At 70.7% G+C, this 9,691-nt stretch carries 7 protein-coding genes; 5 read left to right on the forward strand and 2 right to left on the reverse strand.

Features of this window, described 5'->3' with window-relative positions; genetic code table 11:
• Positions 1 to 35: 35 nt before the first annotated feature.
• Both WDC82_RS21520 and WDC82_RS21525 read left to right on the forward strand, forming a co-directional pair.
• On the forward strand, positions 36 to 620 hold the full coding sequence (locus tag WDC82_RS21520; protein ID WP_340119467.1) for a hemerythrin domain-containing protein: 585 nt from the start codon (positions 36 to 38) through the stop codon (positions 618 to 620).
• Entirely contained in the window at positions 617 to 1,948 is a 1,332-nt protein-coding gene (locus WDC82_RS21525) for a S8 family serine peptidase (RefSeq protein WP_340119468.1), read from the forward strand. Before WDC82_RS21520 ends, WDC82_RS21525 begins: the two co-directional genes overlap by 4 nt.
• A gap of 3 nt (positions 1,949 to 1,951) precedes the next feature.
• Here the strand turns inward: WDC82_RS21525 and WDC82_RS21530 are convergent, their stop codons facing one another.
• Positions 1,952 to 3,088, reverse strand: a complete 1,137-nt coding sequence (locus WDC82_RS21530; protein ID WP_340119469.1) for a tetratricopeptide repeat-containing serine protease family protein — start codon at positions 3,086 to 3,088, stop codon at positions 1,952 to 1,954.
• A gap of 126 nt (positions 3,089 to 3,214) precedes the next feature.
• On the opposite strand from WDC82_RS21530, the gene WDC82_RS21535 reads away from it, so the two are divergent.
• From WDC82_RS21535 to WDC82_RS21545, 3 genes are all read left to right on the forward strand, one after another.
• Positions 3,215 to 4,204 (forward strand): DMT family transporter, encoded by a 990-nt coding sequence (locus WDC82_RS21535; protein ID WP_340119470.1) that lies wholly within the window; start codon positions 3,215 to 3,217, stop codon positions 4,202 to 4,204.
• Between the two features lie 245 nt (positions 4,205 to 4,449).
• Positions 4,450 to 6,555 carry a VWA domain-containing protein gene (locus WDC82_RS21540; protein ID WP_340119471.1) on the forward strand — a complete coding sequence of 702 codons (2,106 nt, stop codon included), beginning with the start codon at positions 4,450 to 4,452 and terminating at the stop codon, positions 6,553 to 6,555.
• A gap of 7 nt (positions 6,556 to 6,562) precedes the next feature.
• Positions 6,563 to 8,953 carry an adenylate/guanylate cyclase domain-containing protein gene (locus WDC82_RS21545; RefSeq protein ID WP_340119472.1) on the forward strand — a complete coding sequence of 797 codons (2,391 nt, stop codon included), beginning with the start codon at positions 6,563 to 6,565 and terminating at the stop codon, positions 8,951 to 8,953.
• A 330-nt stretch (positions 8,954 to 9,283) separates the two neighbouring features.
• Here WDC82_RS21545 and WDC82_RS21550 read toward each other — a convergent pair.
• A partial coding sequence (locus WDC82_RS21550; RefSeq protein WP_340119473.1) for a helix-turn-helix domain-containing protein occupies positions 9,284 to 9,691 on the reverse strand: 408 nt, incomplete at its 5' end.

Below are 9,691 nucleotides of genomic sequence, written 5' to 3' on the forward strand. Positions count from 1 at the left end.
CTGGACAGGCCGGCATAGTCCGCTATCTGGAGGGCATGGATCCCGACCGCGCCACCGATCCGCTCGACCTTGATCGCCGCACCGGCCTGCCCGCCGAGTGGTTCGCGCTGCTGCGCCGCCACCCGCGCGCGGACTGGCAGGGCAACGCGCGGTTGGGCATGACGGCGCGCTTCTGGCTCGACCGCCACGCCGCCTTCCGCGGCCTCGGCGACGCGCTGGACCAGACGACCCAGCGCTTTCTCGGCGGCGGCCTCCCGCCCGAGGACTTCCAGGCTTTCTTCGCGCCGCGCCTGCAGGTCCTGCTGGGCGAACTGAACGGCCACCACCAGGTCGAGGACCACCACTACTTCCCCGCCTTCCGCCAGGCCGAACCGGCCCTCGCCCCCGGCTTCGACCTGCTGGACCGCGATCACCAGGCGCTGCACGCCGATCTCTATGCGACCGCCGATGCCGCCAACGCGCTGCTGCAGGCGCTCGCCCGCACGCCCGACGCCGAAGGCCCGGCGGCCGCCTACGCCGAGACCAGCGCGCGCCTGCTGACGCGCATGCGCCGCCACCTCGACGACGAAGAGGACCTCGTCATTCCGCTGATGATCGAGCACGGGGAACTGGTCGGGTGAGCGCCCCGCGCGCCGCGCGCGCCCGGCGCGACCCGCGCATGGTTGCCGCGGCCTGTGCCGCCACGGTGATGTTCGGGCCGGCCGCGGCGGCGGACGACGGCGACATCGACACGGCGCGCGCCGTGCTGCAGGCGGCGCAAACGCTCTGCCCGGAGGGCATCCTCGATGCGCAGAGCATCGCCGCACGCCTCGATGGGCCGCTTTCCGGTTTCACGGTTTCAAATGTCGCGGACCGCGGCCCGCCCGACGCCTGGGCGTTTCGGGACCTTATATTGGAAGACCGCGCGCGGGGCCTGGCGCTGCTGATCCACGCGACGCGCGCGCCCGCCGGCCTGCGGCGCGTCGTCTTCGAGAGTCACGACCTGAGCACGGCACGGCCCGTCATGACGCTGCTCGCCGGCGGCGACTGCGCGCCGCAGCACGCCCGGGCGATCCGCTACGGCGACGACGGCACGGCACTGGAACTCGTGCTCTACGCTGCCGATCTCGCCACGGTGCAGGCGGTCGAGCCGCTGAACCCGCCAGTCCCGGACGGAACCGACCCCGGCGGCGTCACCGTCGCCCACATCGACAGCGGCGTGAACTACCGGCTGCCGCAGATCGCCGCGCGGCTGGCGCGCGATGATGAAGGCCGCTTTCTTGGCCGCGACCTGTGGGACGGCGATGGCCGGCCCTACGACGGCGACACCGGCCGCTCGCCGTTCTTTCCGATCCGCCACGGCACCCCGGTCGCCAGCCTGCTGATCGCAGAGGCCCCCGGCGTGCGCCTGCTGCCGATCCGCTATCCGCGGCCCGACATGACGCGCATGGCCGAGGTGGTCGCGATCGCGGCGGCCGCCGGCGCGCGCATCGTCGCCCTGCCGATGGGCAGTCGCGATCCGGACGACTGGGCCGCTTTCGCCGAGGCCGCCCAGGCGCACCAGGAGATTCTCTTCGTGGTCTCCGCCGGCAACGACGGGCGCGACATCGACGCGGCGCCGCTCTACCCGGCGAGCCTGTCGTTGGACAACATGGTGGTGGTGACCTCTGCCGACGCTTTCGGACGGCTGGCGCCGGGCTCCAACTGGGGACGCGCCAGTGTCGATCTCATGGTGCCGGCCGAAGGAATCGAGGTGACCGATTACCGCGGCGCGCGCGGCACGGCCTCGGGCTCCAGCTACGCGGTGCCGCGTGTCGTGGCATTGGCCGCGCGCCTGCTGGCGGAGAATCCCGACTGGGTCACGGCGACGCTGAAGCGCGCGCTCTTCGCCCGCGCGGCACCACCCATGGAGCGCGGCGCGCCGCGGGTCGCCGTGGGATGGATCCCCGATCCGGCGGACGACCTGTGACGGTTACTGCAACTTCGGCGGGCGCGGCGGCGGATTGTTGAGGAATTGCTCGGCGGCAGCGGCGCTCTGCGGGTTGACCTCTTTCAGCCGCGCCAGCGCGCGTTCGGCCAAATCCACATCACCGCCCCAGGCGCCGGCCTGGATCGCCAGCCGCAGCACCTGCAAGTCGTCGCCGACCAGGTCGTCGCCAGTGTGGTCCAGCAGCCAGGCGAGATGCGGCAGCGCCGCTTCGAAGTCGCGCGCCAGGTGGTAGGTGACGGCAAGGCCGATGCGCGTGTTGACGGCGTTGGGATCCTCGGCGAGGCCCTGCTGGAAGAGCGCGATGGCGGCTTGCGTGCGCCCGGCGCGCCCGAGCGTCTGGCCGGCCAGGTCGGAAAGCTGGCGGTTGCCCGAGCGCGTGCAGGATACCTCGATGGCCTTGGCCTGCTGATCCTCCAGGCGCCGCCCCGCGTCGCGGAAGTTGTCCAGCAGGGTCGTGCAGATGCGCACGGCCCCGCCGATCTCGGCGCTGGCATCGCTCACCGCCGCGCTGCCGCTGCGTTCGGCCAGTTCGGCGATCGCCGTGGCGGGGATCGCCTCGAACCGCCCCTCGCCGCCCGAGGCGACGATGCCGACCAGATCCCCCTTTTCATCGACCAGCGCGCCGCCGCCGTTGCCCGGCTGGCTGTAGGCACCGTGGTGCAGGCGGGCGAGCGGCTTGCCGGGCGGCGGGGCAAAGTGCAGGCGGCCCGGATCGTAGACGCGAATGCGTTGCCGGCCGACGTCGGCGCCGACGGTGTAGAGCGTGCTGTCGGGTGCAACGGGCGCCGGCGCCAGCACCGGACCGGGCGGCAGGCCCGCCACCTCCAACAGCACCAGGTCGCCGGGATAGTCGGTCAGCACCACCGTGGCCCGCAGAGGGCTGCCGTCGGCCAGGAACACCCGAACCGTGCGCATGTCGGCGACCACGTGGCGCGCCGTCACCAGCCTGGTCTCGCTGAGGCGCACGGCGCTGCCCACCGGATCGAAGCCCGAGATCGCGAAGACCGCGGCGCGGGCGTCGCAGACCGGCTGCGGCTGCGCGCAGGAATCGTCCTGCGCGCCGGCGGCGGCGGGCAGCAGCACGAGAAGCAGGACGGCGGCAGCGCGGCGGAGGGTCATGGCTCCAGTGTGCGCCGGTTGAGCGCGCGAATGCAAACGGCCGCGGCCCGGGCGGCGCCATCGCCCTGAAGCAACCGCCGCCCTGAAGGAACCACGGGCGGACCGCGCACGTTGTCGAAGCGCATCATGGCGACATCGGCTTCCCATCGCGGCGCCCGCGCCCCGCTTTTCGCCGGCCTGGTCTATGTCCAGCTTGCCGCCGGCATGATCCTCTTCGGTTCGGCGACGCCGGTTTCCAAGCTGGTGACCGACGCGATGCCGGTCTTCATCGGCGCCACCCTGCGCGTCGCGATCGGCGCCCTGGTGCTGGCGCCGCTGCTGCTGGTCTACCGCGGCGAGATCGCCAAGCTCGGCCGCCGCGACTGGCTGCTCACCGCGCTGATCGCCGTCTTCGGCATGTTCGGCTTCACCGTCTTCATGCTGGCGGGCATGAGTCTCGTCAGCGGCGTGACCGGCGCCGTCGTCATGTCGACCACCCCCGCCGTCACCGCCGGCGTCGCCATCCTGCTGCTCGGCGAGCAGGCCAACTGGCGCAAGCTCACCGCCATCGCGCTGGCGGTGGGCGGCGTGCTGCTGCTCTATGTGGGCGGCGGAACGGAGGGCGGTTCCGGCGGCGGCGGCGGCGGCGGGCCCCTCGTCGATCTCCTGCGCGATCTCGGCGGCGGGGCGCTGCTCGGCGGCCTGCTGGTCTTCGCCGCGGTCTGCTGCGAGGTCACCTACACCCTGCTGGGCCAGCGGGTCAGCCGCGACGCCAATCCGCTGGTCGTCGCCTTCCTCGCCGCCGCCCTGGCGATCCCGCTGTTCCTGCCGCTGGCCGCCTGGGAATGGCCGCGCTTCGATGCCGCCGCGGTGGCAACCGGCGGCTGGCTTGCCGCGCTGTGGTACGGCGCCGGCACCCTCGCGCTGGGCACCTGGTGCTGGTATTCCGGCATCGCCAAGACCGAGGGCACCGTCGCCGCCGCCTTCATGGGCCTCATGCCGGCCTCGGCGCTGGTACTCTCCTACCTGCTGCTCGGCGAGCGCTTCCAGTGGATCCACCTCGCCGGCTTCGGCATCGTTTTCGCCGGCGTGCTGCTGATGTCCTGGGAACACGCCCGCATGGCGCGCAAACGCTAGAGCGTCGTCCACTGCCCCAGGCCGGTGCCCGGCGTTCCAAGGCGGAACAGGCTCTACCTGCAGATGCATCGCGCCGCGATCTAAACGTCTTAACTATTCTTTTCTATGATACTTTCCTAATCACGCTGCTAGAGTTCATCATGGGGAAGGCCGAGAACGACCTGATGTTCCTTGCGTCACCGTTCCTAATTTTCTGACGACTTAAGTCGGCCGCCCCGTTCTGTGTCTGAGACCTGGGGGTGGCTATGGTCAAGACGACCTTTTCCGGCGAAGCGGGCAACGGCGACGTCGTCCGCACCATCGATTGTGCCGACCAATCCGAGATCGTTCTCGATGCAGGCCTCCTGTTCTCGGCGGATTTCGTCAGGCTGGGAGACGATCTTCTGCTGCAGGGGGCCGACGGCAGCGAAGTCCTGCTGCGCGACTACTTCACGCAGGTCCCGCCACCCCCGTTGGAGACGGCGGAAGGCGCGCGCCTGACGCCGGACACCGTCGAGAGCCTGGCCGGGCCGGCCGTGCCCCTGTCTTTCGCACAGCTCGGCGACGCGCCGCTGTCCGCACCGATCGGCGCGGTCAGTTCCCTCAACGGCATCGCCCGCGTGCAGAGGGCCGACGGCGTCCGCGACGACCTGCACGAAGGCGATCCGATCTTCCTGGGCGATGTCGTTTCGACCGGCGTCGGCTCGGACCTCGGCATCCTTTTCGTCGACGACACGGTGTTCTCGCTGTCCGCCAACGCGCGCATGGTGGTCGACGAGCTGATCTACAATCCCGGCGGCGCCGCCAACACCATGGGCGTCTCGCTGATCCAGGGCACCTTCGTCTTCGTCACCGGCAACATCGCGCCGAGCGGAGAGATGAACGTCGACACGCCCGCCGGCACCATCGGCATCCGCGGCACGACGGTCGGCGTGCGGATCGGCACGCTGGGCGGCGTGACGCGGATCGTCAACATCGAGAACCCCGAAACCGGCGAGGTCGGCCGCTTTACCTTCAGCAACTTCGGCGGATCCGCGCAGTTCACGCAGGCCAATCATTTTCTCGAGATCCGCAGCGCCGACATCATCCCCGGCCTGCCGGCCACCCTCTCCAGCGAGGCCCTCGGCAGCGTCTTCGGCCGCCCGCTGAACAACGCAACCGAGATCCAGCGCAACATCGAACAGAACCGCACGGAAGGCCCGCCGACGGGGCCGGACCAGCAGCAGGCCGCGGCGCAGCAGCCGCCCGACAACCCGGTCGATTTCCCCTTCGAGACGGCCGCGGGGCCGCAGCCGCTGGGCGGCGGCAGCAGCTTTGCCGCCGGACTGACACTCGGGGCGAACCAGGGCTTCGGGCTGGTCGCCAACAGCCTGCCGCGCAGCGACGTGCTGACCGGCGTGGATATCTCGGGCTTTGGGCCGCTGGGGACCGACAATCCCCAGCTCTTTCGCTTCTTTCCTTCCGTGCTCACGGCACCGCCTGAGGAAATTCCCCCGGCCATCAACGTCGTCTACCTGATCGACATCTCAGGGTCCATGTCACGCGGTGCCGATGGCCGCGCGCCGACGCCGTCTTCCCCAAGCCGGATCGACCTCGCCAAGCAGGCCGTGCTGGCGCTGAACCAGCAGCTCATCGACGCCGGCGTCGCCGACCGAGTCTCCATCAAGGTCATCGCCTTCCGCGCCCATACCGACATCGACCTCATCGAATCGCGAAGCGCCGAGTTCGACGGGCCCGACGACGCGGCGCTGATGCCTTTCATCGAAGGCCTGCAAACCGATGGCGGCACCGAGTACGAAGGGCCCCTGCAAGTGGCGGTGAACTGGCTGCACGAGGACATCGACCCCGGGACCGGGACCGGCACCGGCACCGGCACTGCCGAGCGCTACGAGGACGCGCTGAACTTCATCTACCTCTTCAGCGACGGCGGCGAGGAGTACCTGCCGGATGCGGCGCTCAGCGCCGAGCTGTACGACGACGGCAGCGGCGCGCCGATCCTCACCGATCTCACCATCCAGGCGTTCGCCATCGGCGCGCCCGGTGCCGACAACTTTTCCACCGATCAGCTGGGCAAGGTCGAGACCGGCAGCCTGGGCAACGGCGGCGAGGTCGACGTCATCTCCGATACCGACGACATCGCGGCGCTGTTCCCGGGCGCGCCGCCGCCTCCTGCGCCCGCCGCGCCGGCCCTGCAACTCGCCGCCCTGGTCGACGATCCCGGCGAAGACCTCGATGCGCTGCTCCCGGCCGGCGACTCCCCCGGAGACGCTGCGGCATCCGAGCCGAGCGGCAGCGGCGCCACCTCCGCGCTCTTCCTGGAAGGCGGCCCGCCGGTCAGTCTCAATCCCGAGGACTTCACCCCCCTAGCCTAGGCACGATATGGATGGCCTGAAGCCGCAAGCCGACAGTCCGCAGGCGGGGATGCAACCCTCGGCACGCGCCGGCAGCTTGGAGGGCGGCGGCTTGGAGGGCGGCAGCGTCGAGGGCGGGCGCGCGAAGGGTCCGGACCCGGCCGCTTCGCCATCAAAACGGCGCGGCGTCTTCGCCCGGGCGGACCTGCTGCGGATGCTGCGGCGCCTGGCCTTCAGCCGCCTGCTGGGGCTTTGCCTGCTGATTCCCCTGATCGCACTCAGGATCTGGGACCCGGCCCCGCTGGAAATCCTGCGCCTCAGGGTCTTCGACCTCTATCAGCTGGTCAATCCCCGCCAGCCGGCGGCCGAGCCCATCGTCATCGTCGACATCGACGAGGAAAGCCTTGCCGAGATCGGCCAATGGCCCTGGCCGCGCCTGGAGGTGGCGCGCATGATCGACCGCCTTCGGCTCGCCGGTGTCGTGGCCGTCGGTTTCGACATCACCTTTCCGGAACCGGACCGCACCTCGCCCGGCGTCTACGCGGACTCCCTCGCCGAGGTGGATCCCGCCATCGCCGAAGCCTTGCGCGTCCTGCCCAACAACGACGAGGTCCTGGCCGGCGCGCTCAGCCGGACGCGCGTGGTGCTCGGCCAGTCGGGTTACCACCGCGAGGTCCGCAACAGGCCGCCGCCGGCGCCGTCGGAGGTTCCGCTGGCGATCGTCGGTGCGGACCCCAAGCCCTATCTCTATCAATTTCCGTCCCTGGTGCGGAACACGCCGGTCCTGGAACAGGCGGCGGCCAGCCGCGCCGTCTTCAACCTCGTGCCCGGCAGCGACGGCGTGGTGCGCAACGTGCCCGCCTTCGTCATCGCCGAGGGCCGCATCGTGCCCAGCCTGGCCGTCGAACTGCTGCGGGTCGCCTCCGGCGGCAACGCCTTCGCCATCAAGACCGACCGCGCGGGCATTCGCTCCTTCGTCGTCGCGGGGGTCGACGTGCCGACGGACCGCCACGGCCGTCTGTGGATCCACTACGCGAAGCAGCGCCCCGGCCTCTACATCTCCGCCAAGGACCTGCTGGCCGGCGCGGTAGCGCCGGAGCGCCTGGCGGGCAAGCTGGCGCTGATCGGCACCTCGGCCGTCGGCCTGTTCGACATCAAGGCAACGCCACTGCAGGGCAACGTTCCCGGCGTGGAGGTGCATGCCCAGGTGCTGGAAATGATCATCACCGGGCAGCTTCTGCAGCGGCCGCACTACGCGCTGGGGGCGGAGGTGACGGCCCTGGCGATCGTCTCCCTGCTGATCATCGCCCTGGTGCCGGTGCTCGGCGCGGCGCTCACCATGCTGCTGGGCGCGCTCGTGGCGTCGTTCCTGCTCGCCACGTCGTGGTTCCTCTTCACCGGCGAGGGACTGCTGATCGATCCCGCCTATCCCTCGCTCGGCGCTTTTGCCGTCTTCGCCCTGCTGGTCTTCGCCAACTACCTGCGCGAGGAAGGCCGCCGCGAGGAAGTGCGCCGCGCCTTTCGCCACTACCTCTCGCCGGCCCTCGTCGATCAGCTGGCCGACGAGCCCGACCGGCTGGTGCTGGGCGGCGAGAGCCGCGAAATGACGATCCTCTTCAGCGACGTGCGCGGCTTCACCGCGATCGCGGAGCGCCTGCAACACGAGCCGCAGGTGCTGACCCGCCTGATGAACCGCCTGCTGACCTCGCTCTCCACCGAGATCATGGCCAACAACGGCACCATCGACAAATACATGGGCGACGCGGTCATGGCGTTCTGGAACGCGCCGCTCAGAGATGCCGATCACGCGCTCAACGCCTGCAACGCCGCCCGCGCGATGTGCGGCGCCCTCGACACGCTGAACGCGAAGATGCTGGCGGACGCCGCGGGCGGTACGGCGGAGACATCGGCGCTGCGCATCGGCCTGGGCATCAACACCGGGCTCTGCGTGGTCGGCAACATGGGCTCGGAACAGCGCTTCGACTATTCCGTGCTGGGCGATGCGGTCAATCTCGCGTCGCGCCTGGAAGGGCAGTCGCCCGTCTACGGCGCCGACATCGTCCTCGGCCAGGCCACCGCCGAGGCGCTCGGCGACCGGGCGAGCTATGTCGAGCTGGACCTGATCCGGGTGAAGGGCAAGCGCGAGCCCCAGCGCATCTTCGCCCTGCTGGGCGGACCAGAGCTCGCCGACGATGCCGACGTCCGCATGACCATGCGCCTCATGGACAACCTGCTGACCGCCTACCGCTTCCAGGCCTGGGACGCCGCGGCGCAGGCCGTCGACGCACTGGCGGGACGCCGCCTCGCCCACCTCGACCTCGAGATCTTCCGGCAGCTCTACCGCCGTCGCATCGAAGAGTTCCGCAACGATCCGCCGCCACCCGATTGGGACGGCGTCCACAGCGCCGAGGGGAAGTGAGGGACCGAGGTGACAGTTTGGAGAAAGCCGGTGTGACTTGCTCTCGCTACAGTCCCGCTGTCGTCCCGGCACTTGATGCCGGGACCCATTGGCCTGTCCGTTCGCCATAACGCCGATAGGGAGCCTCCAACGCCTGCGGCCGGCGAGGACGCCAATGCCGCAGGCCGTCACCACGCATCGACGCCAATGGGTCCCGGGGTCAAGCCCCGGGACGACAGCTGTGGCGTGGCTGGACAGAAACTCTTCGACGGGGGCAAGGGGCGAGCCCTCAACAGCAGGCATCGCGGTGCGCTGTCCCGGCGCGCGTGACGCCCCGCCAGACAGCCGCCGTCAGAGCGCCGTCATCCTGGCGCGAAACGCGCTCGGCGATTCGCCCGCTGCCTGGGCGAAGACGCGGGCGAAGTAGGCGGGGTCGCTGTAGCCCAGCATGTAGGCGATCTCGGCGACCTGCATGGAGGTGTAGGCGAGCGCGCGGCGTGCCTCCAGCAGGCGCCGCTCCAGGATCAGCTGCGAGGCCGGGGAGCCGGTCAGCGCGCGGGCGACGCGGCTGAGGTGCGTCGGCGTCACGCCCAGCGTCCCGGCGTAGTCGGAGAGCGCCCGCGGGCTGCGGTAGTCGCGCTCCACCAGCACCTGGAAGCGCGCCAGCAAGGCGGCCCCCGCCCGGGGCGGCGCGGTATCGCCGGCCGCCTGCGCCGCCAGGGCGCGGGCGAACCAGGCCGCCAGCAGCCCGGCCAGCGC

It is taken from the genome of Pelagibius sp. 7325, assembly GCF_037652055.1.
GTDB lineage: Bacteria > Pseudomonadota > Alphaproteobacteria > Kiloniellales > Kiloniellaceae > Pelagibius.

Coding starts and splice junctions, on each gene's coding strand:
- WDC82_RS21520 (WP_340119467.1), top strand. CDS start 36: ATGGATCCCGACCGCGCCACCGATCCGCTCGACCTTGATCGCCGCACC.
- WDC82_RS21530 (WP_340119469.1), bottom strand. CDS start 3,088: ATGACCCTCCGCCGCGCTGCCGCCGTCCTGCTTCTCGTGCTGCTGCCC.
- WDC82_RS21535 (WP_340119470.1), top strand. CDS start 3,215: ATGGCGACATCGGCTTCCCATCGCGGCGCCCGCGCCCCGCTTTTCGCC.
- WDC82_RS21540 (WP_340119471.1), top strand. CDS start 4,450: ATGGTCAAGACGACCTTTTCCGGCGAAGCGGGCAACGGCGACGTCGTC.
- WDC82_RS21545 (WP_340119472.1), top strand. CDS start 6,563: ATGGATGGCCTGAAGCCGCAAGCCGACAGTCCGCAGGCGGGGATGCAA.